At 71.9% G+C, this 22,978-nt stretch carries 20 protein-coding genes and 1 pseudogene; 11 read left to right on the forward strand and 10 right to left on the reverse strand.

Features of this window, described 5'->3' with window-relative positions; genetic code table 11:
• Positions 1-25 precede the first annotated feature (25 nt).
• A complete protein-coding gene (locus tag OG906_RS07475; RefSeq protein ID WP_329441107.1) occupies positions 26-1,531 on the forward strand; it encodes a M1 family metallopeptidase in 1,506 nt (501 codons plus the stop codon).
• Positions 1,532-1,627: 96 nt separating this feature from the next.
• Here the strand turns inward: OG906_RS07475 and OG906_RS07480 are convergent, their stop codons facing one another.
• The gene (locus OG906_RS07480; protein ID WP_329441108.1) at positions 1,628-2,524 is read right to left on the reverse strand and encodes an oxygenase MpaB family protein; all 897 of its coding nucleotides are present in this window, start codon (positions 2,522-2,524) and stop codon (positions 1,628-1,630) included.
• 130 nt (positions 2,525-2,654) lie between these two features.
• On the opposite strand from OG906_RS07480, the gene sph reads away from it, so the two are divergent.
• The 4 genes from sph to OG906_RS07500 all read left to right on the forward strand — a co-directional run bounded on the left by sph (position 2,655) and on the right by OG906_RS07500 (position 6,881).
• Positions 2,655-3,644, forward strand: coding sequence for a sphingomyelin phosphodiesterase (gene sph / locus OG906_RS07485; RefSeq protein ID WP_329441109.1), 990 nt, complete (start codon positions 2,655-2,657; stop codon positions 3,642-3,644).
• Between the two features lie 187 nt (positions 3,645-3,831).
• Positions 3,832-5,076, forward strand: coding sequence for a helix-turn-helix domain-containing protein (locus tag OG906_RS07490; RefSeq protein WP_053677277.1), 1,245 nt, complete (start codon positions 3,832-3,834; stop codon positions 5,074-5,076).
• 88 nt (positions 5,077-5,164) lie between these two features.
• Positions 5,165-5,497, forward strand: a complete 333-nt coding sequence (locus OG906_RS07495; RefSeq protein ID WP_329441112.1) for a DUF6415 family natural product biosynthesis protein — start codon at positions 5,165-5,167, stop codon at positions 5,495-5,497.
• Between the two features lie 169 nt (positions 5,498-5,666).
• The gene (locus OG906_RS07500) at positions 5,667-6,881 is read left to right on the forward strand and encodes a protein-L-isoaspartate O-methyltransferase family protein (RefSeq protein ID WP_329441114.1); all 1,215 of its coding nucleotides are present in this window, start codon (positions 5,667-5,669) and stop codon (positions 6,879-6,881) included.
• A 205-nt stretch (positions 6,882-7,086) separates the two neighbouring features.
• On the opposite strand, the gene OG906_RS07505 is transcribed toward OG906_RS07500, so the two are convergent.
• Positions 7,087-8,919: an AMP-dependent synthetase/ligase gene (locus OG906_RS07505; RefSeq protein ID WP_329441116.1), complete on the reverse strand. Its 1,833-nt coding sequence runs from the start codon at positions 8,917-8,919 to the stop codon at positions 7,087-7,089.
• 157 nt (positions 8,920-9,076) lie between these two features.
• On the opposite strand from OG906_RS07505, the gene OG906_RS07510 reads away from it, so the two are divergent.
• Together OG906_RS07510 and OG906_RS07515 are read left to right on the forward strand one after the other, a co-directional pair.
• A complete protein-coding gene (locus OG906_RS07510) occupies positions 9,077-9,802 on the forward strand; it encodes a MerR family transcriptional regulator (RefSeq protein WP_267828752.1) in 726 nt (241 codons plus the stop codon).
• A gap of 10 nt (positions 9,803-9,812) precedes the next feature.
• Positions 9,813-10,496, forward strand: coding sequence for a maltokinase N-terminal cap-like domain-containing protein (locus tag OG906_RS07515; protein WP_329441120.1), 684 nt, complete (start codon positions 9,813-9,815; stop codon positions 10,494-10,496).
• An 86-nt stretch (positions 10,497-10,582) separates the two neighbouring features.
• Here OG906_RS07515 and OG906_RS07520 read toward each other — a convergent pair whose 3' ends face one another.
• The 6 genes from OG906_RS07520 to OG906_RS07545 all read right to left on the reverse strand — a co-directional run bounded on the left by OG906_RS07520 (position 10,583) and on the right by OG906_RS07545 (position 17,927).
• Entirely contained in the window at positions 10,583-12,754 is a 2,172-nt protein-coding gene (locus tag OG906_RS07520) for a 3-hydroxyacyl-CoA dehydrogenase NAD-binding domain-containing protein (RefSeq protein WP_329441121.1), read from the reverse strand.
• 56 nt (positions 12,755-12,810) lie between these two features.
• Complete coding sequence (locus tag OG906_RS07525; protein ID WP_053677291.1) at positions 12,811-14,025, reverse strand: acetyl-CoA C-acetyltransferase; 1,215 nt, start codon at positions 14,023-14,025, stop codon at positions 12,811-12,813.
• 59 nt (positions 14,026-14,084) lie between these two features.
• Positions 14,085-15,227 (reverse strand): acyl-CoA dehydrogenase family protein, encoded by a 1,143-nt coding sequence (locus OG906_RS07530; protein ID WP_329441125.1) that lies wholly within the window; start codon positions 15,225-15,227, stop codon positions 14,085-14,087.
• Positions 15,228-15,238: 11 nt separating this feature from the next.
• Positions 15,239-16,264: an LLM class F420-dependent oxidoreductase gene (locus OG906_RS07535; protein ID WP_329441127.1), complete on the reverse strand. Its 1,026-nt coding sequence runs from the start codon at positions 16,262-16,264 to the stop codon at positions 15,239-15,241.
• The gene (locus tag OG906_RS07540; protein ID WP_329441129.1) at positions 16,264-17,436 is read right to left on the reverse strand and encodes a CaiB/BaiF CoA transferase family protein; all 1,173 of its coding nucleotides are present in this window, start codon (positions 17,434-17,436) and stop codon (positions 16,264-16,266) included. The genes OG906_RS07535 and OG906_RS07540 overlap by 1 nt, the downstream gene beginning before the upstream one ends.
• Positions 17,437-17,528: 92 nt before the next feature.
• Positions 17,529-17,927 (reverse strand): MmcQ/YjbR family DNA-binding protein, encoded by a 399-nt coding sequence (locus tag OG906_RS07545; protein WP_392897620.1) that lies wholly within the window; start codon positions 17,925-17,927, stop codon positions 17,529-17,531.
• Between the two features lie 115 nt (positions 17,928-18,042).
• Here OG906_RS07545 and OG906_RS07550 point away from each other — a divergent pair, with 115 nt between their 5' ends.
• Positions 18,043-19,242: a saccharopine dehydrogenase family protein gene (locus tag OG906_RS07550; protein ID WP_329441133.1), complete on the forward strand. Its 1,200-nt coding sequence runs from the start codon at positions 18,043-18,045 to the stop codon at positions 19,240-19,242.
• A gap of 179 nt (positions 19,243-19,421) precedes the next feature.
• Here OG906_RS07550 and OG906_RS07555 read toward each other — a convergent pair whose 3' ends face one another.
• The gene (locus OG906_RS07555; RefSeq protein WP_329441135.1) at positions 19,422-20,105 is read right to left on the reverse strand and encodes an endonuclease V; all 684 of its coding nucleotides are present in this window, start codon (positions 20,103-20,105) and stop codon (positions 19,422-19,424) included.
• Between the two features lie 26 nt (positions 20,106-20,131).
• On the opposite strand from OG906_RS07555, the gene OG906_RS07560 reads away from it, so the two are divergent.
• Positions 20,132-20,431, forward strand: a complete 300-nt coding sequence (locus tag OG906_RS07560; RefSeq protein ID WP_267803990.1) for a YciI family protein — start codon at positions 20,132-20,134, stop codon at positions 20,429-20,431.
• Positions 20,432-20,604, forward strand: a pseudogene (locus tag OG906_RS07565) (methyltransferase); the annotation flags it as partial.
• A gap of 95 nt (positions 20,605-20,699) precedes the next feature.
• On the opposite strand, the gene OG906_RS07570 reads toward OG906_RS07565, so the two are convergent.
• Positions 20,700-21,851, reverse strand: a complete 1,152-nt coding sequence (locus OG906_RS07570) for a WD40/YVTN/BNR-like repeat-containing protein (RefSeq protein ID WP_443067362.1) — start codon at positions 21,849-21,851, stop codon at positions 20,700-20,702.
• A gap of 470 nt (positions 21,852-22,321) precedes the next feature.
• On the opposite strand from OG906_RS07570, the gene OG906_RS07575 reads away from it, so the two are divergent.
• Positions 22,322-22,738, forward strand: a complete 417-nt coding sequence (locus tag OG906_RS07575) for an SsgA family sporulation/cell division regulator (protein WP_267803989.1) — start codon at positions 22,322-22,324, stop codon at positions 22,736-22,738.
• The last annotated feature ends 240 nt before the right edge of the window (positions 22,739-22,978 follow it).

Here is a 22,978-nt window from a genome sequence, read left to right on the forward strand (position 1 = left end):
TCTCCCCTACCCCTTGGAGCTCTTCGTGCATCGGAAAGTCATCGCCCCGAGCGTGCTCGCCGCCTCCCTCCTGCTGGTGATCCCGGCATCCGCGGCGAGTTCCGTCCCGGGCGCCGCGGGTATCGGCGATACCTACTACCCGGCGAGCGGCAACGGCGGGTACGACATCTCGCACTACGACCTGCGCCTGCAGTACCAGCCGAAGACGGACCTCCTGGAGGGCACCGCCACCCTCCTGGCGACCGCCCGGCAGGACCTGTCCCGCTTCAACCTCGACTTCGGTCTCCAGGTGAGCGAGATCCGGGTCAACGGGGTGAAGGCGAAGTTCGCCACCTCCGGCACCCAGGAGTTGGAAGTGACGCCGGCCCAGCCGCTCCAGCGCAACAAGCAGGCCAGCGTCGTCGTCAAGTACGCCGGAAAGCCCTCGGAGTTCAAGGTCGACGGCTGGTCGGCGTGGCAGCGCACCCCCGACGGCGGCGTGGCGGCGCAGGAGCCCGACTCGGCGATCTGGTGGTTCCCGAGCAACGACCACCCGCTCGACAAGGCCACCTTCGACGTCTCGGTCAACGTCCCGGACGGCACCCAGGCCATCAGCAACGGCGTGCTCCAGTCGCAGACGTCGAAGCTGGGTTGGACCCGCTACAACTGGCGCTCGAACAAGCCGCAGGCCACCTACCTCGCCACCCTCGCCATCGGCAAGTTCGACATCACCACCGACAAGACGGCGAGCGGCCTGCCGATCCTGAACGCGTACAGCAAGGACCTCGGCGACAACGACGGCGCGGCGCGCGCCAGCGTGGAGCGGACCGGCGAGGTCGCGGAGTGGCTGGAGGGGGTCTTCGGCCCGTACCCCTTCAACGCGCTGGGCGGCTACGTCCCGAACGTTCCCAGCGGGTTCGCGCTGGAGACCCAGACCCGGCCGTTCTACAGCCCGAAGCAGTTCGCCAACGGCTCGAACGTCTCCGTGGTCGTCCACGAGCTGGCGCACCAGTGGTACGGCGACAGCGTGTCCGTGGACAACTGGAAGGACATCTGGGTCAACGAGGGCTTCGCCCGGTACAGCCAGTGGCTGTGGTCGGAGAAGGAGGGCGAGGGCACGGCGCAGCAGCTGGCCGAGTGGACGTACGCCTCCCGCGCCGCCGAGGACCCGTTCTGGCAGGTCAAGCCGGGTGACCCGGGTGCGGAGAACCAGTTCCACGGCGCCGTGTACGACCGTGGCGCGATCGCCATCCAGGCGCTGCGCAACGAGATCGGCGACGAGAAGTTCTTCCAGATCCTCAAGGGGTGGCCGACCGAGCGCGCCTACGGCAACGCCAAGGTCGGGGACTTCGTCCGCTACGCGGAGAAGATCTCCAAGAAGCCGCTCGCCCAGCTCTTCGAGACCTGGCTGTACACCCCCGGCAAGCCGGCCTTCGCCCCGCCGGCCGCCGCCTCCCCGTCGGCCCGGTCGCTCAAGGCGCCGGCCGCCAAGCCGGTGGAGCCGAAGTCCTGGAAGAAGATCGCCGCGACGAACTCGATCCACGACCACTGAGTCTCGTCCTCGGATCCCGGGATCCGGCCCGGCTGTCCCCGGGTCCTGCTCGACCGATCCCCGGGGATCCTGCTCGACCGCTCGCGCCGGCGTCCCTCAGTGGGCGCCGGCGCGTCGGCGTGCCCGGGCCTCCCGGGCGAGGGGCAGGTAGCGCAGCCGTTCCGGGAGCAGCGGTACGAGGAGCCGTACGGCCGTGCTGAACCGCCGGAGCCGGCGCTCCTGGGCCGGCGTCCACTCCAGTCCGACGGCCGCGCGGGCCTCGGGCGGCATGTAGCCGGCGGTGACGAAAGCGCGGAAGCGCAGGAACACCGCCCGCAGGACCGGCCAGGTCAGGCGCAGCAGGAGCCGGACCGCCGGCGAGCCGCCCTCGGGACGGGGCAGGGGCACGTCGGTGGCGACCAGCTCGCGGGCGACCGGGGTGGACTCGATCTCCTCGGCCAGCATCCGGTGGTAGTAGACCCAGTACTCCTCGATGGTCTGGGGCATGTCCCGGTCGTGGATGCCGAGGATCCGGCCGACCTGGAGCCACTCGCGGTAGAGCTGCCGCTCCTGGGCGGGGGTGAAGCGGCGCAGCAGGTACCGCCCGGCGTACAGGTAGACCGGGAAGCCGGTGGCGTGGACCCAGGAGTAGCAGGCCGGGTCGAGCGAGTGGTAGCGCCGGCCCCGGGTGTCGGTGCCCTGGATCTCCTTGTGGAGGCGGCGCACCCGACGGCCCTCGGCGGCGGCCTCGTCGCCCCCGTACACCCAGAGCTGGACCGAACGCAGCGAGCGTTCGCCCCGCCCCCAGGGGTCGGTGCGGAAGACCGAGTACTGGTCGACGCCGGCGCCGATGGCGGGGTGGGCGACCTGCATCGTGAAGGCGGCGGGCAGCATCAGCAACGCGCGGACGTCGCCGGCGATGGTCCACAGCACTCCGCCGGGCGCGGGCGGCTCGGGGTCGGGGCGGCGGTCGGCCGTCGGTCCGGCGGGGGATGCGGGGTCCGTCTGCTTCATGACACAAGTATGCGAGCACCGGACGGCCGTCCCCCGGACAGAAAGTCTCTGCATGGGTGTTACCCAGAGGTAACTGGTGCTGCTTGTATGACGGCGTCGATCTTCCCCCGCAGGAATGATGGAGACCTCCATGCTGCAGATCTCGCCCCGCTCTCGTCGCGCCGTCGCCACGGCCGTCGCCGCGGTCGCCGCCGGCGCGCTGGCCGTCACCACCGCGCCGGCCGCCACGGCCGCGGAGAGCGCCGCGACCCCCCGGCTCGACGTTCTGACCTACAACGTGTTCCTGATGAGCAAGAACCTGTACCCGAACTGGGGCCAGGACCACCGGGCGGCGGAGATCCCCAAGGCGTCCTTCTACCAGGGCCACGACGTGGTCGTGCTCCAGGAGGCCTTCGACAACGGCGCCTCGGACGCGCTGAAGGCCAACTCGGCCGCGCGGTACCCCCACCAGACCCCCGTCGTGGGCCGGAGCAAGAGCGGCTGGGACGCCACGGGCGGCGCCTACTCCGCCACCACCCCGGAGGACGGGGGCGTCACCATCCTGAGCAAGTGGCCGATCGTCCGCAAGGAGCAGGTCGTCTACAAGGACGCCTGCGGCGCCGACTGGTGGTCCAACAAGGGCTTCGCGTACGCCGTCCTGGACGTGAACGGCGCGAAGGTGCACGTGATAGGCACCCACGCCCAGTCCACCGACCCGGGGTGCGGCGCGGGCGAGGCGGCGCAGATGCGCAGCCGCCAGTTCAAGAACATCGACGCGTTCCTCGACGGCAAGAACATCCCGGCGAACGAACAGGTCATCGTCGCGGGCGACATGAACGTCGACTCCCACACCCCCGAGTACGCGTCGATGCTCGCGGACGGGGACCTGGCCGGCGCCGACTCGCGCACGGGCCACCCGTACTCCTTCGACACGGCGCAGAACTCGATCGCGAACTACCGCTACCCGACGGACCCCCGCGAGGACCTGGACTACGTGCTCTACCGCAAGGGCAACGCCCGCCCGGCGGCCTGGGAGAACAACGTGGTGAAGGAGCAGTCGGCGCCCTGGACCGTCTCCAGCTGGGGCACGTCGTACACGTACACCAACCTGTCGGACCACTACCCGACGATCGGCCGCTAGGCGCGGTGGCCCAAGGCTCCGGTCCGGCGGTGTGGGCTCCGGCTCACGGCAACCGAGCATTCAGGGCCCGGCGATGCGCCCTCTCGCCTTCGGGCGGGCAGGGCGCTTTCGCGCATTCTGGATCACACGAGAGCTGCCCTGCCCCCTACCCTGTCAGTGTCGAGCTGCAAGGAGAGGGGCAAGGCCCATGTCCACCGATGCTACTCCGGACCCGTACCGCGAACAGTTGGCCTTCGGCCAGAGACTGCAGATCCTCCGCAACCGCCGTGGGCTCACCCGCGATCAACTCGGTGGCCTCGTCGGCCGGTCCGGATCGTGGGTCAAGGCCCTTGAGACCGGCCGACTGAAGACTCCGGCTCTGCCGATCATCCTTCGCGTCGCCGAAGTACTCCGTGTCGGAAACCTCTCCGACCTCACGGGGGATCAGTCCATCCACATCGCACTGTTCACCGGGCCCGGACACCCGCGGTTCGCCGCCGTCCGCGAGGCCCTCAACACACTGCAGCTCGGTGGTACTCGCGAGGCTCCGTCTGCCGAGCACCTGTCCGCCCGCCTGTCCCGAGCGTGGCAGGCCCGGCACTCCGCACCGAACCACCGCGACGTCATCGGGTCACTGCTGCCGGACCTCATCCAGGACGCGCAGGCCACGGTCCGAGCGGCGGACACGGTCGCCGACAGGAAGGCCGCTCAGGCTTCGCTGGCACAGGTCTACTTCCTTGCACAGTTCTTCTGCGCCTACCAGCCCGATGCTCCTCTCGTCTGGCGTGTGGCCGAGCGCGGCATGATGGCCGCCCAGGACTCCGAGGACCCCCACGCCATCGGTCTCGCCGCGTGGCTGACCACGCAGGCCCACCGCGAGAGCACGCACCTGGACGCTGCCGACGCCGTCACCCTGGAGACGCTTCGCTACCTGACGCCTCTCCTTCCCGACGCCGGTGCGGACGTGCGGGCCGTGGCGGGGGCGCTGACCGTCGAGGCCGGCCTCACTGCCGCGCGTCGGGGCGAGACGGGCACGGCATGGAGGTACTGGGACAGCGCGCGCGCCCTTGCCGAGTCCCTACCCTTCGACTACTTCCACCCCGTGACGAGCTTCTCCCGGTCGGTCATCGGCGCTCACGCGGTGACCGTGGCCGTCGAGTTGCACGCGGGCGGGGAGTCGGCACGGCAGGCTGCTCGCGCGGAGGCGGAGACAATCCCGTCCCGACCGCGCCGGGCCCGGCACCGGATCGAGCAGGCACGCGCCTACCACCTTGACGGCCAGCCTGACGTGGCGCTGGCCACGCTCGCGCAGGCCCACGAGGCCGCGCCCGAGACGATTCAGTACAACGGGCATGCTCGCCGCATCATCCTGGAGGAGGCGGAGGCGAAGTCTCCGCAGCGCCGTCGACGGGCCTCCGAACTCGCCGTCCGGTTGGGCGTGTTGACTGCGTAATCAAGGGGGCACAATCTGTGTCTCTGCTCTCCCGGTGCCGGCCCTACCGTCGTCCTACCACCCACTGACGACGGTAGGGAGCACTCCCATGACACCCGACGACATGCAGCACTTCGAGGAACTCGCCGCGAGGGCCCTGACCTCCTACGAGGATCGGCCCGACGCCGTGAGCGTGGCCCGTCTCGTCGACGATCTGATCACCGCGGGGCAGACCCTCCATGCCACGGTGGCGGCGCTGCCCGCCGATCAGCGAACGGAGCGGGTGGGAGCGGCCCTGGTCGAGTGGACGTACTTCATCGACGTCGGCCCGCTGGGTGGCGACACCGACCACGCGAGCTGGAACCACGCCCGGAACCTGGCCCGCATCGCACGCGTCCTCGCCGCGGCCCTCGCCATGCGGCGGTCGAGCGGGGTCCGGTGACGGAGCGGCTGCGGCAGGTCGCGTCCGTCGCGATCGTCGCCGGTCTCCTCGCCGTGATCCTTCTCGGCATCCGCTGAGCCCCGCCCACCCGGGCGGGCATCCTCGCACCTTTCACCCCACGATGGGAGAAGAACATGGGCAAGCACAACGGTCCGCCGGCGGACAAGCCGTGGACACCCCCGCCCACTCCGGCGAGCCCGGACGGGGGCCGCCCTTCGCCCCAGCCCTCCTCTCCGCCCCCGGGCAAGAAGTGAACCGGGCGATCTGCCGCGAGGCCCTCGCGACCGGCGGGTTGCTGCGTGAGCCCTGGCTGGCACGGGCCTTCGACAGCGTGGACCGGGAGGCCTTCGTTCCTTCAACTGTGTGGCTTCCCGTGCGGGATGCCGAGGGGCTCTGGCAGTTCGTCGACCGCGACGAGGATCCGCGGGCCTGGCGTCGCGCGGTCTGGGACCCGTACCGGTCGGTGGTCACGCAACTGGACGACGGCGCACAGCCGCCGGCGCCGGCCGCGGGCGATTTCACCTCTTCCGTGTCGGCTCTCGACATCGTCATGCGCAAGCTCGGCCACCTCGAACTGAAACCTGAATCACGGGTGTTGGAGATCGGATACGGCTCCGGCTATCACACGGCCCTGCTGTGCGAGCGGGTCGGATCGGACCGGGTGGTCGCCATCGAGGTCGACGAGGTGCTCGCCCGCACGGGTGCCTCCCACCTGAAGGCGGCCGGGTATCACCCGAAGCTGATCGTCGGAGACGGCCTGAAGGGTGCCCCGGGCGGGGAGCCGTTCGATCGGGTCGTCAACACGGCGGCCGTACGGCGGGTGCCGTACGCCTGGATCGAGCAGTCGAAGCCCGACGGGGTGATCCTGACGCCGTTCGGCACGGCCTACAGCAACGCGGGGCTTCTACGACTCCGCGTGGACGGTACGGGCACGAAGGCGCAGGGCGCGTTCGTCGGCGAGGCCGCGTACATGTGGATCCGCTCCGAGCGGCCCGCGGTCGTCCTCCGCGTCCCCGAGGAGTCGACGAGGCGGCGGTCCCCGATCGACCCCGCGCAGGCCTTGACGGGCGGGTACCTCCAGGATTTCGCCATGGGTCTCCTCGTCCCGGATGTCTCCTACTCGCACCGTGGCGATGGCCGGGAGCGGCGGGTCCAGTTCGTCGACGAGGCCGGCACGTCGGCCACCATCGTCCGGTACGGCGAGTGGTGGGAGGACGACGCGGTCACCTCGTGGGGGCCGCGCGATCTGTGGGCCGAGGTGACAGCGGCGTACACCTGGTACGAGGTCAGCGGCCGGCCGCACATCACTCGCTTCGGCGTGACCGTGGACGGCGACGGCCAACGTGCGTGGCTGGACGAACCGCGGCGGTTGGTCCGCCGCTGACCGCGGCCCCGGCCGGCGATTCCCGCCGCCGGCCGGGGCTTCACTGCCGACCCGCTCAGCCGTCGCCTTCGCGCGCTCCGACCGGCTGCCCTCGTCCTTCGGCTCGAACAGGCCGAGCTGATCCCCCGCCCTGTCCGGTGGGCGTGGGCGCGGGGTCGCCCACCGGTCAGGGCCGGGCCGTCCGGGTCAGGGCATGTCGTACGGGTCAGGGCGTGTCGTGCGGGGCCTCGTACAGCCCCTCGATCAGCTCCCCGTACTTCTCGCGGATCACCCGGCGGCGCAGTTTCAGTGAGGGCGTCAGCTCCCCGGTCTCGGGGCCCCACTCCCCCGTCAGCAACCGGTAGCGCTTGATCTGCTCGGTGCGGTTGAGCCGGGCGTTGGCCGCCGTCACCGCGCGGGCGATCTCCTCGACGACGACGGGGTGCTCGGCGAGCGCGGCGAGCGTGGGGGCCTCGATGCCCCGGGCCGCCGCCCAGACGGGTGCCAGCTCGGGGTCCAGGACCAGCAGGGCGACCAGGTAGGAGCGGCCGTCGCCGTGGACCAGGGCCTGGCCGATCAGCGGGTGCTCCTTGACGGTGTTCTCCACCAGGGCCGGCGAGACGTTCTTGCCGTTCGAGGTGATGATCAGTTCCTTCTTGCGGTCGGTCAGCCAGAGGAACCCGTCCTCGTCGAGCCGGCCGATGTCCCCCGTCGGGAACCAGCCCTCGGGGTCGGCGGCGCTCTCCACCGTCCCGTCGGGCCGCAGGTAGCCGCCGAAGACCGTGGCGCCTCGGGTGAGGATCTCGCCGTCCTCGGCGAGCCTGAGTTCCAGGCCGTCGATCGGGCGGCCCACGGAGCCGAGCCGGAAGTTGTCCGGGCGGTTGACGGTGCACACGCCGGCGGTCTCGGTGAGTCCCCAGGCGTCCATGATGGTGATGCCCCAGCCGGCCCAGAAGCGGACGACGTCGATCGGCATCGGGGCGGTGGCGCTGGCCGTCCAGACGAGCCGGTCCATCCCGGCCGTCCCCAGCAGCGGGTCCAGGACCCGTTCCTTCGCGGCGGCGTACGAGGCTTCGAGCGCGGCCGGGACCTCCTCGCCGCGCTCCCGGTGGCCGGCGCGCTCCCGGGCCAGGTCGTTGGCGGCCTCGATGGCGCGGCGCTGCTCCTCGGGGAGCCGGGCGAGGACGGCCCGTACGGATGCGGCGAGCTTCTCCCACACCCGGGGCACCCCGAAGAACTGCACGGGCCGCAGCTCGCGCACGGCCGCGGCGACGGCGGTGGGATCGGCGCAGAGCCGCACGTGCGCGGCGCGCAGGAGGGGGAGGTAGATGCCGAGGACCCGTTCGGCGATGTGCGCGAAGGGCAGGTAGCAGATGTGCTCGGCGTGCTCGGGCAGGTCCACGTTGCCGTCCAGGCGCACGGCCTGGAGCACGATGTTGCGGTGGGTCAGCCGGACCCCCTTGGGGTCGCCGGTCGTGCCCGAGGTGTAGACGACGGTCAGCGGGTCCTCGGGGCGGGTCTCCTGCCAGGCCTTCTCGAAGGCGTCGGCGCGGTGCAGCCGGGCGCCGCCCGCGTACAGGGAGGCGTAGGTGTGGTGGGGGCCGGCGTCCGCGGCCTCGACGACGACGAGCCGCTCCAGGGGGACGGCGCCGTCGGCGAGCAGGGGTTCCCAGCGGGCGAGTTCGCGGGCGCCCTCGACGACGGCGACCCGCGCCCGGCTGTGGCGGGCTATGTGGGCGATCTGTTCGGGCGCGGAGGTCCCGTACACGGTGACGGGGACCGCGCCGAGGTGGACGAGCGCCAGGTCGGTGAGCCAGTGCTCGGGGCGGTTGCCCATCATGAGCAGGACGTGTTCGCCGCGCCCGACGCCCAGGGCGGCGTAGCCGGCGGCGAGGACGGCGACCTCGCGGCGGACCTCGCTCCAGTCGAGGGTCTTCCAACCGGGGCCCTCCCGCCACGAGAGGGCGGGCAGGTCGCCGTGCTCGGCCGCGTTGCGGGCCAGCAGGGTGGGGAGGGTGAGTTCCTCGGGTCGTCCGGGCAGTCGCAGGTTCGTGGTCATGGGCAGCTCCTGGCCGTTTCACATCGTTGGTGCGACAGCAATACTGTTGAACCTCGGTACCGAAAGGGCTGTGCCGAAAGGGCTGTGCCGAAAACAGGCTGTGCATGAACGGGTCGTGCCAAACAGGCTGTGCTGATCAGAGAGCGAGGCGGCGACCATGACCACCCAGGCACCGGAACCCACGCTCACCGTCGACGAGCTGGCCGCCCGGGCGGGTGTGACCGTCCGCACCGTACGTTTCTACAGCACGCGCGGGCTTTTGCCCCCTCCCGTGATCGGCCCCCGTCGGGTGGGTCACTACGGGCCGGAACACCTGTCCCGGTTGGCCCTGATCGAGGAGTTGCAGCACCAGGGCATGACCTTGTCGGCCATCGAGCGGTACCTGGACGCGCTGCCGGACGACCTCAGTGCCCACGACCTCGCGATCCACCGGGCGTTGGTGGCCACCTGGGCGCCCGACGCGCCGCTGGAGTCCTCGCGGGAGGAGTTGGAGAAGCGGGCCGGACGGCCGCTCACGGACACCGACCTGCGCCGATTGACCGCGATGAACGTGCTGGCGCCGACCGCGGCGGGCTTCCGGGTGGACGTGGGGCTGTTGCGGCTCGGGGTGGCCCTGCTCGACGTGCCGATCGCGTACGAGACGATCCTGGCCGCCCGCACCGTGCTGCTGGAGCACGCGCGGACCGCGGCGCACGAGTTGACGGCGCTGTTCCGCGACGAGGTGTGGGGTCCGTTCACCGAGGGCGAGAGCGATCCGGAGCGGGTGGAGTCCATGAAGGCGCTGTCCGCGCACATGCAACCCATGGTCGTCCAGGCGCTGGTGACGGCCTTCCAACGCTCACTGAAGCAAGAACTTCGGGCGGCGTTCGTACCGGAGGGGTAGGTTCGAACGCATGGCGATCATCCACAAGACCACGATGAGCCCCGGCAAGCTGGAGCTCCTGGGTGCCTGGCTGCCGGACCGACCGTGGTACCTCCCCACCGGCTCCGCACCCGAGCTGGCACGGGCCGGCGGTTTCCGGCTCGACGATCCGGCGGGCGAGGTGGGCATCGAGTTCATGGTGGTCACCGACGACTCGGGCGAGCGCCCGATCGCGTACCACGTGCCCCTCACCTACCGGGGAGCGCCGCTCGACGGCGCCGACGCGGGCCTGATCGGCACCTCCGAGCACGGCGTGCTCGGGACCCGTTGGGTGTACGACGGGGCCCACGACCCGGTGCTCGTCGCCGCGCTGCTGGCGTTGTTCCAGGGCCGCGCGGTGCCACAGCGGCAGAGCGAGTCCAACGCTCCCGACCCGTCCGTCACCGCCCGGTTCGACGGCCCGGGGCTGCCGGCGCTGCTCCCGGCGGAGCGACCCGAGGTGTCCGACTCCGCGCGGGGCACGCGGGTACGGGTGACGGGCCCCGGGCGGACCCGGCTCGCCGTCGCACGGGTCCTGACACCACTGGCCCCGGACGCCGGACCGGCCGAGGCCACCGGCGGGGTCACCGCGGGGTGGACCGCGCCGGACGGCGCCGCGCACCGGGGCGTGTTCGCCTCGCTGGACTCCCCCGCACCCGAGGACGCGGACGCCTGACGCCTGACGCCTGACGCGGGCAATGTGCCGCGCGGCCCCGGGGTGTCGCCCCGGGGCCGCGCGGCGGCCGATCAGTCGGCGGCCGATCAGTCGGCGTACGTCTCGCCGCGCTCGGCCTTCGCCACCAGCGACGCCGGCGGGGTGAAGCGCTCGCCGTACTTCTCGGCGAGTTCCCGTGCGCGGGCGACGAAGCCCGGCAGCCCGCCCTCGTAGCCGTTGACGTACTGGATCACGCCGCCGGTCCAGGCCGGGAATCCGATGCCCATGATGGAGCCGATGTTGGCGTCGGCGATCGAGGTCAGCACGCCCTCGTCGAGGCAGCGGACGGTGTCCAGCGCCTCGGAGAAGAGCATCCGCTCCTTCATGTCCTCGAAGGGGATCTCGGCGCCGGGCTTGGTGAAGTGCTCGCGCAGGCCGGGCCAGATCCGGGCCCGCTTGCCCGCCTCGTCGTACTCGTAGAAGCCGCCGCCACCGCTGCGCCCGGGGCGGTCGAACTCGTCGACCATCCGGTCGATGACCGTGTCCGCCGGGTGCTCGGCCCAGGCGCGGCCCTCGGCCTCGAAGGCCTTGCGGGTCTCGTTGCGGATCTTGCGGGGCAGGGTCAGGGTCAGCTCGTCCATGAGGGAGAGCACCTTGGCCGGGTAACCGGCCTGGGCGGCGGCCTGTTCGACGGAGGCGGGCTCGATGCCCTCGCCGACCATCGCCACGCCCTCGTTGATGAACTGGCCGATGACGCGCGAGGTGAAGAAGCCACGCGAGTCGTTGACCACGATCGGGGTCTTGTTGATCTGGCGGACCAGGTCGAAGGCGCGGGCGATGGCCTCGTCTCCGGTGCGCTCGCCCTTGATGATCTCGACCAGCGGCATCTTGTCGACGGGCGAGAAGAAGTGCAGGCCGATGAAGTCGACGGGGCGCGAGACCCCTTCCGCCAGGCCCGTGATGGGCAGGGTGGAGGTGTTGGAGCAGAGCAGCGCGTCGGGCTCGACGACGTCCTGGATCTCCTGGAACACCTTGTGCTTGAGGGAGGTGTCCTCGAAGACGGCCTCGATCACGGCGTCACAGCCGGCGAGGTCGGCGGCGTCGCCGGTCGGGGTGATCCGGGCCAGCAGCTCGGCGCGCTGGTCCTCGGTGGTCCGTCCCCGGGAGACCGCCTTGTCCAGCAGCGTGCGCGAGTACTCCTTGCCCTTGGCGGCGGCCTCGACGGTGACGTCCTTGAGGACCACGTCGATGCCCGCGCGGGCGCAGGAGTAGGCGATGCCCGCGCCCATCATCCCGGCTCCGAGGACGGCGACCTTGCGGACCGTGCGCGGCCCGATGCCCTGCGGGCGACTGCGGCCCGCGTTGACGGCCTGGAGGTCGAAGAAGAACGCCTGGATCATGTTCTTGGCGGTCTGTCCGGTGACCAGCTCGGTGAAGTAGCGGGCCTCGATGGTCAGCGCGGTGTCGAAGTCGACCTGGGAGCCCTCGACGGCGCAGGCCAGGATGTTGCGCGGCGCCGGGTAGGGGGCGCCGCCCAGCTGCTTCTTGAGGTTCGCGGGAAACGCCGGGAGGTTGGCGGCGAAGCGCGGGTTGGACGGCGTGCCGCCCGGGATCTTGTAGCCGGGTACGTCCCAGGGCTGCTTCGACTCGGGGTTCGCGTCGATGAACGCGCGCGCCTTGGCGAGCATCTCCTCGGGCGTGGCGGCCAGTTCGTGGACGAGACCGTTCTCCAAGGCACGCTGCGGGTTGTACTGGGTGCCCTGGAGCAGCACCTTGAGGAGCGCGTCGGCGATGCCCATCAGCCGCACGGTGCGGGTGACGCCACCGCCGGCGGGGAGCAGACCGAGGGTGACCTCGGGCAGGCCGATCTTGGAACCGGGGGCGTCGAGGGCGATCCGGTGGTGGGAGGCCAGACAGATCTCGTAACCGCCGCCCAGGGCCGCGCCGTTGATGGCGGCCACGACGGGCTTGCCGAGGGTCTCGATGCGGCGCAGGGAGCGCTTGATCTCGGTGCCGGTGTCGAAGGCCAGTCCGGCGTCCTCGGGGCGGAGCCGGATCATGTCCTTGAGGTCGCCGCCGGCGAAGAAGGTCTTCTTGGCGGAGGTGAAGACGATGCCGCGGATGGAGTCCTTCTCGGCCTCGGCGCGGTCGGCGATGGCCGCGATGGAGTCCTTGAAGGCCTGGTTCATCGTGTTGGCGGACTGGTCCGGGTCGTCGAGGACGAGGGTGACGACGCCGGTCTCGTCCTGTTCCCAGCGGATCGTGGTGGACTCGCTCATGTTCGCTACTTCCGTGTCGGCCGTGTCAGGGGCGGGGTCTGGGATACAGGGACGGTTCAGAGGCGTTCGACGATGGTGGCGACGCCCATGCCGCCACCCACGCAGAGGGTGACGAGGCCGTAGCGCTTGTCCTGGCGCTCCAGCTCGTCGACGATCGTGCCGAGGATCATCGCGCCGGTGGCGCCCAGCGGGTGGCCGAGCGCGATCGCGCCGCCGTTGACGTTGACCTTGTCGAGGGAGACGCCCATGTCCTTGACGAAGCGCAGCACGACGCCGGCGAAGGCCTCGTTGATCTCGATGAGGTCGATGTCGTCGATGCTCAGGCCGGCCTTGGCGAGGGCCTTGCGGGTGGCCGGGGCGGGGCCGGTGAGCATGATGGTGGGCTCGGAGCCGGACACCGCCGCGGAGACGATCCGGGCGCGGGGCGCGAGTCCGTTGCGCTCGCCGGCCTCGCGGGAGCCGATGGCGACGAGGGAGGCGCCGTCGACGATGCCGGAGGAGTTGCCGGCGTGGTGGACGTGGTCGATCTTCTCGATCCAGTGGTACTTCTGCAGGGCCACGGCGTCGAAGCCGCCGAGGTCGCCGATGTCCGCGAAGGACGGCTTCAACTTGGCGAGGGTGTCGGCCGTGGTGCCCGGGCGGACGAACTCGTCGTGGTCCAGGACGACCAGGCCGTTGCGGTCGGTGACGGGCACGACCGACTTGGCGAAGCGGCCGTCCTTGATGGCGGCGGCGGCGCGCTCCTGGGACAGGGCCGCGTACTCGTCGACGTCGCGGCGGGAGAAGCCCTCGATGGTGGCGATCAGGTCGGCGCCGATGCCCTGCGGGACGAAGCCGGTGTCCCAGTTGGTCATCGGGTCGGCGAACCAGGCGCCGCCGTCGGAGGCCATCGGGACGCGGGACATGGACTCCACGCCGCCGGCGAGGACCAGGTCCTCCCAGCCGGAACGGACCTTGGCGGCGGCCATGTTGACGGCTTCGAGGCCCGAGGCACAGAAGCGGTTCTCCTGGACGCCCGCGACGGTGTCCGGCAGCCCGGCGGCGATGGCCGCGATGCGGGCGATGTCGGATCCCTGGTCACCGACCGGGCCGACGACACCGAGCACGATGTCGTCGATGGTGCCCGGGTCCAGGCCGGGGTTGCGCTCGCGCAGGGCGTGGATGAGGCCGACGACCAGGTCGATCGGCTTGGTGCCGTGCAGGGAGCCATTGGCCTTGCCGCGTCCGCGCGGCGTGCGGATCGCGTCGTATACGTACGCTTCGGTGCTCACTGATCAAGCCTTTCGAGGGTCCGGAGGGGTGGGTCGGGGAGGTCGGTCGGAAGGGAGCGTCAGCCCAGCAGGGAGCGGCCGATGATCTCCTTCATGATCTCGGTCGTGCCGCCGTAGATGGTCTGGATGCGGCCGTCGACGAAGGCCCGTGCCACCCGGTACTCGGTCATGTATCCGTAGCCGCCGTGCAGTTGCAGGCAGCGGTCGGCGACCCGCTTCTGCAGTTCGGTGGCCCACCACTTGGCCATCGAGGCGTGGACGTGGTCCAGTTCCCCGTTGGAGTGGTCGGTGATGCAGCGGTCGAGGAAGGTACGGGTGACGGCGCACTCGGTGGCCATCTCCGCGATCTCGAACCGGATGTGCTGGAGCTTGGACAGCGGCCGGCCGAAGGCCTCGCGTTCCTTGACGTACGCGGTGGTGATCTCCAGCAGGTACTCGGCGGCGGCTATGCCGGCCATCGCGATGCCCATCCGCTCCTGGGCGAGGTTGGTCATCAGGTGGACGAACGCGCCGTTGAGTTCCCCGAGGAGGTTCTCCTTCGGGACGCGGACGTCGTGGAAGAACAGTTCGGCGGTGTCCTGGGCCTTCTGGCCGATCTTGTCGAGGTTGCGGCCGCGCTCGAAGCCCTCCGCGCCCCGCTCGACGACCAGCAGGGACATGCCGTGCGCTCCGCCCTGGGGGGTGGTCTTGGCGACCACGATCACGAGGTCGGCGAGGATCCCGTTGGAGATGAACGTCTTGGAGCCGTTGAGGACCCAGTGGTCGCCGGCGTCCTCGGCCGTGGTCCGGATCCCCTGGAGGTCGGAGCCGGCGCCCGGTTCGGTCATCGCGATGGCGGTGACGATCTCGCCGCTGCAGAAGCCCGGCAGCCACCGGCGCTTCTGCTCCTCGGTGGCCAGCGAGGTCAGGTACGGGCCGATGATGTCGTTGTGCAGGCCGATCGCGAGTCCGGCGGCTCCCGCCCGGGTGAACTCCTCGGCGATCACGGCGGCGTAGCGGAAGTCGGTGTTCCCGCCGCCGCCGTACTCCTCCGGGACGGCGAGGCCCAGCAGGCCCTGCCGGCCGGCCGCGAGCCAGGCCTCCCGGCTGACGATGCCGTCCTTCTCCCATGCGTCGTAGTGCGGCAGCACCTCCTTGTTCAGGAAGGTGCGCACCGTGTCGCGGAACGCCTCGTGGTCGGCGTCGAAGATCCGGCGCTTCATGGATGGGCTCCTCACAGCCAGTTCTTGACGGTCTCGATGAGCCGGGCCGGCTCGGGTCCGACGGGCGTCACGTTGAGCATGGTGACCCCGGCGGCGCGGAAGGCCTCGACGCGCTCGCGCACGTAGCCCTCGGGGCCGCACAGCGTCATCAGTTCGCAGAACTCGTCGGGCACGGCCGCCGCGGCGTCGCGCTTGCGCCCGGAGAGGTACAGCTCCTGGATCTTTCGGGCCTCCTCCTCGTACCCGTAGGCGACGGCCAGGTCGTTGTAGAAGTTCTTGCCGGGCGCGCCCATCCCGCCGACGTACAGGGCGATCTGCGGGCGCGCCCGGTCGCGTACGGCGGCCGCGTCCTCGCCGATGGCGAGCAGGCCGCCCGCGACGGTCTCCAACGGGCCGAGTTCCGGGGAGCGCTCGGCCGCGCCCCGGGCGAGGGCGCTCCCCCACACGTCCGCGGCCTTCTCGGGGAGGAAGAGCGTGGGGAGCCAGCCGTCGGCGATCTCGGCGGTCATCGCCACGTTGGCGGGGCCGAGCGAGGCCACGTAGACGGGGACGGCGTCGCGGACCGGTCGGGTGAGGATCTTCAGTGGTTTGCCGTGTCGGCCGCCCTTCTCGGGCGGGAGCGGCATGTCGGTGATCCCGTGGTGGTCGATCGTCTCGCGGCGCCAGATGCGGCGGCACAGTTCGACGGTCTCGCGGGTCCGACCGATCGGCTTGTCGTACGGCTTCCCGTGCCATCCCTCGACCACCTGCGGGCCGGAGGCGCCGAGGCCCAGCAGGGCCCGGCCGCCGGAGATCGCGTCGAGTCCGGCCGCGGTCTGGGCGATGAGGGCGGGGGTGCGCGAGTAGACGTTGAGGATCGCCGAGCCGATCTTCATCCGCTCGGTGCGGGCGGCCAGGTACCCCATGATCCTGGCCGAGTCGAAGCCCCAGGCCTCCGCGACCCAGACGGCGTCGAGTCCGGCCGCCTCCAACGCGGCCGCCTCGTCGGCGGCCCGGCGCGGGTCGCCCGCGTAGTCGAGCATCATGGACAGTTCCATCAGGCGTCCTTTCCGAGCAGGGCCGGCAGGTCCCAGTCCGCCGCCACGGACTCGGTGTGCGCGCCCGGCAGGGCGGGCCCGCCGGTGACGGCCGTGCCGGTCGCCGAGAAGCGGGGTGCGGGCGCGGGCTGGACGATCCCGCCGACTTCGGTGAAGGTGCCGCGGGCGGCGAGGTGCGGGTGCGCGGGGGCCTCGCCCAGGGACAGGACCGGCGCCACGCAGGCGTCGCTGCCCTCGAAGACGGCCGTCCACTCCTGCCGGGTACGGGACTTGAAGCGGGCGGCGACCGTCTCGCGGAGTTCGCCCCAGCGGGCAAGGTCCTTGCGGGCCGGGGCCCGGTCCTCGATGCCGAGCAGTTCGACGAAGGTGTCGTAGAACTGCTGCTCCAGCGCGCCGACGGCCATGTACTGCCCGTCGGAGGTCTCGTAGGTGCCGTAGAAGGGGCAGCCGCCGTCGAGCAGGTTGGCCCCGCGCCGGTCCTGCCAGCCGCCGGCGGCCATCATCCCGTGGATCATCGAGGTGAGGTGGGCGGTGCCGTCCACGATGGCCGCGTCGACGACCTGCCCGGTGCCGTCGGGGGTGCCCGCGTGGCGGAGTGCGGCGAGGATCCCGATGACCAGGTAGAGGGAGCCGCCGGCGTAGTCCCCGACGAGGTTGGCGGGGACGGCCGGGGGCTCGCCCGGGTTCCCGATCATGCCGAGCGCACCGGTGACGGCGATGTACGCGATGTCGTGCCCGGCCGTGTGCGCGAGCGGCCCGTCCTGGCCCCAGCCGGTCATCCGGCCGTAGACCAGTCGCGGGTTGCGGGCGAGGCACGCGTCGGGGCCGACGCCGAGGCGCTCGGCGACCCCGGGACGGAACCCCTCGATGAGCACGTCGGCCCGCTCGACCAGGTCCAGGACGCGGGCAGGGCCCTCGGCGGACTTCAGGTCGAGCAGGACGGACCGCTTGTTGCGGTTGGTGACGTCGTAGGCCGGGTCGACGGCGAGACCGCCGCCTCCGGGCCGGTCCACCCGGACGACGTCCGCCCCGAGGTCCGCGAGGACCATCGCGGCGAACGGCCCCGGCCCGATGCCGGCCAGCTCGACGACGCGCACGCCCGCGAGCGGGCCGTTCCGGCCACCGTCGCCGGTCCCCTCGGCGGTCCCGTGCCCGGTACCTGTCGCTGCCATCGAGCCCCCAGCATCCTGGTGCGTGGTGTGACACAACTGATGTAACACCAGCGATGCTAGGAACGCGTTCCACTCAGCACAAGAGCAAGCGCTTAGCCATCTGCCTCGATTCGCGCGTCCAGCTCCTTCACGTGCCGCTTGAGGGCCACCGTGCGGTAGCTCTCCTCCACCCACTCGCACAGCACCTCCACCGAGGGCGCGCCCTTCTCCCCCAGCGGCACGGACACCCACCCCGACCGGCCCAGGCCGTACCCGGTCGGCTCCGCCCCGGGAGCGGTCATGGCGTGCCCGTGGAGCGCCTCGTCCTTCAGTTTCACGGAGATGCCCGGCGGCCCGTCCGTGTTGCCCAGGAAGACGAAGATCTTCTTGTTGACCTTCATCACGGCGTCCTCGGGCCCCCAGGGGAACTCCTCGACGACCTCCGGCAACCCGAGGGCGAACCCCCGCACCGCCTCCCACTTGCGCACCGCAGCCTTCACCGACACCTCCACTCACCGCAGGCGGCCCCGGGACCCGCGCGATGCGCGCCCGGCGCGTACCTGCCCGTACGGACAGCCGTCCCTCACGCTAGCCTCAGCCACCGACACCAGCTGGGAGGAGCGGTCCATGAACGAGCGGGTTCGGCACCACGATCCGGAACGGGCTTACGACGTCGTGCTTTTCGGGGCCACCGGGTTCGTCGGGGCACTCACCGCCGAGTATCTGGCGGCGAACGCCCCGGCCGACTGCCGGTGGGCCCTGGCGGGGCGGGACCTCGGCAAACTGGAGCGGCTGCGCGAGCGCCTCGCCGCCCTCGATCCGGCCTGCGCGGCCCTGCCGCTGATCCGCGCCGACTCGGGCGACCCCGACACCCTGCGGGAGTTGGCGTCCTCCACCCGGGTACTGGCCAGCACCGTCGGGCCGTACGTCTGGTACGGGGCGGAGCTGGTCGCGGCGTGCGCCGAGGCGGGCACCGACTACGTCGACCTCACGGGCGAACCGGAGTTCGTCGACCGGATGTACGTCGAGCACGACGCGCGGGCCCGCGAGACGGGCGCCCGGCTGGTGCACGCGTGCGGCTTCGACTCCATTCCGGCCGACCTCGGCGCGTACTTCACGGTGGGCCGGCTGCCGGCCGGGGTGCCGCTGCGCGTGGACGGGTTCATGCGCTCCAACGCCATGCTGTCCGGCGGCACCCTGGCCTCCGCGCTCACCGCCATGAGTCGGGGCCCGCAGACCCTGGCCGCGGCCCGCGAGCGGCGCCTGCACGAGCCGCGGCGGCCCGCGCGGCGGGTACGAGGCACGGGCGGCCACCCGCACTACAGCCGCGAGACCGGCACCTGGGCGCTGCCCCTGCCGACCCTGGACGTGGCGATCGTGGCACGGTCGGCGGCCGCGCTGGAACGGTACGGGCCCGACTTCCGCTACCGGCACCACGCCTCGGTCAAGCACCTGCCCATCGCGGTGGGCGGCTCGGTCGCGGTGGGCACGACGGCGGCCCTGGCCCAGGTCCCGGCGGCCCGACGCTGGCTGATGAGCCGCTGGGAACCGGGCCGCGGCCCCGACGCCGAACGACGCGCCCGCAGTTGGTTCACGGTGCGCTTCGTCGGTACGGGCGGGGGCCGCCGGGTGTTCACGGAGGTATCGGGCGGCGACCCCGGCTACGGGGAGACGGCGAAGATGCTCGCGGAGTCCGCGCTCTGCCTGGCCCACGACGCCCTCCCGGACACCTCCGGCCAGCTCACCACGGCGGTGGCGATGGGCGACGCGCTCCTGGACCGGCTCCAGAAGGCGGGCATCCGCTTCCGGGTGGTGGCAGAGGACTGAGAGAACCGGGGCCCCGGGGCCCGTGCTTCGGGTCCCGCGCGGCGGGGCCCGTGCTTCGGGCCCCGCGCTTCGAGCCCCGTGCTTCGGGAAGCGGCCGGAGCGCCGGGCTCGGGGCCGGGAGTCGATCCGGGCGGCCCGGCCGTCGGGCTCGGGTACGGGCGGCCCTGCGGCCGGGCCGCCTACTCCGCGACGGCCTCGCGCAGGGCGCGCCGGCACAGGGAGTCGGCGCGCCGGGTCGTCTCCGGAATCCGGTAGCGGGGGCCCAGCGCGAGCGTGTGCGCACAGGCGTTGTCCAGCGAGACCCGGTGCCCCACCGACACGTACACCGGCTTGATCCCGTCCTGCGTGCGCAGCGCCCGGCCGACGACGGCCCCGTCGGGCGCGAGCAGCGGGGAGGCGTCGCCGCGGCGGGCGCCCGGTTCCTCGTACGTGAAGGTGAACGGGTTCTTCGCGACTCCGATGCTGGGCAGCCCGGTGACCACCCCGAGGTGGCAGGCGAGGCCGAAGCCGCGCGGGTGGGCCAGCCCGTAGCCGTCGCAGACGACCAGTCCCGGGGTGACGGTCAGGGACTCCAACGCGGCCAGCACGGTCGGCAGTTCACGGAACGCCAGCAGGCCCGGCACGTAGGGGAAGCTGACGCGGCCCACGGCCGTGGCCTCCTCGACCACGTCCAGGGTGGCGGCGTCCAGGACCACGGCGGCGGCCGCCACGAGGTCGCGCTCGTCGTCGTAGGCGACGTCCACGCCCGCGATGAGCCCGGTCCCGACCGGCGGCCCCACCTCGTCCAGCACCACGCTCTTGCGCAGTTCGTCCTGTATCGCCCGGGCCTCGGCCTCGTCGGCGGGGGTCTTCGCACTCGTCATGATGGTCCGAGAGTAGCCTGGCGATCATGTTCGTCATGGAGCTCACCTACACCGCGCCCGTCGAATCCGTCGAAGAGGAGATGGACGCGCACATCGCCTGGCTGGACGGCCACTACGCCTCCGGCGTCTTCCTCGCCTCGGGCCGCAAGGTCCCGCGCGACGGCGGGATCATCCTGGCCGGCGGGGTCTCCCGCGCGGAGATCGAGACGATCGCCGCCGAGGACCCCTTCACGGTGGCGGGCGTGTGCGCCTACCGGATCACCGAGTTCATCGCCACCAAGACCTCGGCGGACCTCACGACGGTCCGCGAGAACCCGGCGACCTAGGTCGTCCGGGACGGAGCCCCGTCGTCGACGGTGACAGCACGGACCCCCGGGTCCAGGGCGTCCGACGGTTCACCGAACTCATCGCCGAGCACCCGTGCCTGAGCGCCACCGCCCTGCAGACGGTGGGCTCCAAGGGCTACGACGGCTTCGTCATGGCTCTTGTCACGTCCTGATCACCGGGCCCCCGGGGCGGCGCACCCGGGCGGCGCCGGCCCGGGCCGGACTTCGGGGCGGCCGGGGCCGCACGCCAGGCGCACCCCGAAGGGCGTCAGCGCCGTTCGAGTCGCGCCACCCGTCCCTTCTCGCCCGACGCCCAGCAGGCGCCGTCCGCCGCGCAGTCGACCGTGTCGTACGAGCCCTCCTCCAGCGGCCGCCAGGTGCGGCCCCCGTCGAGCGTCACGTCCGTACCCGTCGGACCCACCGCCAGCGCCGCCTCGCGGAGGTACGGGTGCCAGGTCACGCCCGACCGGTAGGCGGGCGGCGGGGTGGTCGACGGCCGCCAGGTGCGGCCCCCGTCGAGGGACACGGCCGCGGCCCTCGGCGAGGCCTCGCCCGTGCGGTAGTCGCCGCCGACCGCGAGTCCCGTCGTACGGTCGCGGAAGGCCAGGGCGAAGACCCCGCGGGCCGGGTCGCCGGCCGGTACGGGGGATTCCGTGACCCGCCAGGTGCGCCCGCGGTCCGCCGAGTGCAGGACGCGGGCGACCGTGCTCCCGCCCGTGGCCAGCCAGACGTCGCGCGACCCGGCGGTGACCAGGCACTGGCCGCTCGCCGCGAAACCGGCCTCCCCGGGCAGCGCCGCCGGCATCCCGGCGTCCGGGAGCACGCGCCAGTTCCGGCCGCCGTCCTCCGTGGACAGGACGCGGAACTTCCCGTCCACCGGGTCGCTCACGGCCAGTCCGTGGCGGGAGTCGAAGAAGGTGAGGCAGTCGTAGAAGGCGCGCGGGTCGGGGTTGCGGAAGGTCTCGGTCCAGGTCGCCCCGCCGTCCTCGGTCCGCAGCACCCGGGACGCCTCGCCCTCGCCGATGGACAGGGCCACCGCCCGCCGCGCGTCGAAGGCCTCGATGTCGCGCAGTTCCAACCCCTCGGCGACCGCCCCGGGTGGCGAGACGTCCCGCCAGGCGCGTCCGCCGTCCACGGTCCGCAGGATCGTTCCCTTGGAACCGGCCAACCAGGCCGTGGAACGGTTGACGGCCGCCAGCCCGCGGAAGCGGACCGTGTCCTTGCCGGTCGCCTTCAACGACCAGCCCACGCCGCGCGGATCCCGTAAGTTTGCGGCCGAGGCCACCTCCGGCGAAGCCGGGGAACCGGACGACGTCGCAGGCCCCGGAGCCACCGGCGACTGAGATGGCCCCACCGCCTCGACCGTCGCCGCCGGCGCCGGTGCGGCCGCGACACCCACCAGAAGAACTGCCGCGCACATGCCAATTCCCAGAAGTCTCATGGCGCCGGAAGCTAACGCACCCCCGATTCTCCGTCCAGGGTGCGTCCGACCGATCGCCCCGGATGCGGCAGGACGGCCGGTCCCCCCGGATACGGCCGGACCTTCCGCGTAAGCGACCGTCCGGGGCCGCGCCGAGCGCCCGCTCGCGGCTGCTTGGGGCTACTTGGGCTGCTTGGGCCTGCTTGCGCCTGCATGCGCGCTTGCTTGCGCCTGCGGAGTGAGCGGGAACCGGCCTTACTGCGAGCGCCTCGGCGGCCTCGGAGCCGGCCGGGTTCCTTGCCCCACACCCGCCGTCCGGTCACCCTGTGCGATCACACAGGTGTCATCAAGCCAATCGGTGACGCAGCTCACGCAATCCGGCGTGCACGGAACCGCCGTTTCAGGCGTCTACCCCGTTGCCGGGAGCCACCCCACAACCCGGCGACAGATCCGCCGCAAGGGAGCGAGCCTTGATCACTGTCATCGAGCAGGCCGTGCAGGCCCGACTGGTCGCCACGGCACCGAAGGTGGAGTCCGTGCCCGTCACGCTCTGCTACGACCGGTCGGATCCCTTCGCCGTCCGCATGGCCTTCCCCGCCCCGGCCACCCTGGAAGGCATCGAGATCTCCTGGACGTTCGCGCGCGAGCTGCTGGAGTGCGGGCTGCAACGCCCGGCCGGCCACGGCGACGTGCGCGTGCGCCCGTACGACGCCGAGCGCACCACGGTCGAGTTCCACGCACCGGAGGGAGTGGCGATCGTCCTGATGACCACGGCCGACCTCCAGCGGTTCCTGGAGCGGGCCTCCACGGTCGTCCCGCCGGGCCTGGAGCACCTCTACCTCGACGTGGACCACAGCCTGGCGGAGCTCATGCGGGGCTCCCGCTGAAGCGCTGAACCCGGCCGGTGCGCCGCCCACACCGCGGTCCCACCGCCGCCCGCACCCCGACCCGCGCTCCGGCCCCGATCGGCCGGTGGCGCGTAAATCGTTTGCGGACGGCTCCGGCCATCCGTAGCTTCGTGTACGCCCCATTGCCGTCGAAACGGAGCAGGACGTTGCTCTTCTGAGGTCCGAGACACCGACCACCGTCACCCCGGTCACCGCCGCCATCGCCGTCACCGCTCTCCT

Origin of the sequence: Streptomyces sp. NBC_01426 (genome assembly GCF_036231985.1) — a bacterium.
Taxonomy (GTDB): domain Bacteria; phylum Actinomycetota; class Actinomycetes; order Streptomycetales; family Streptomycetaceae; genus Streptomyces.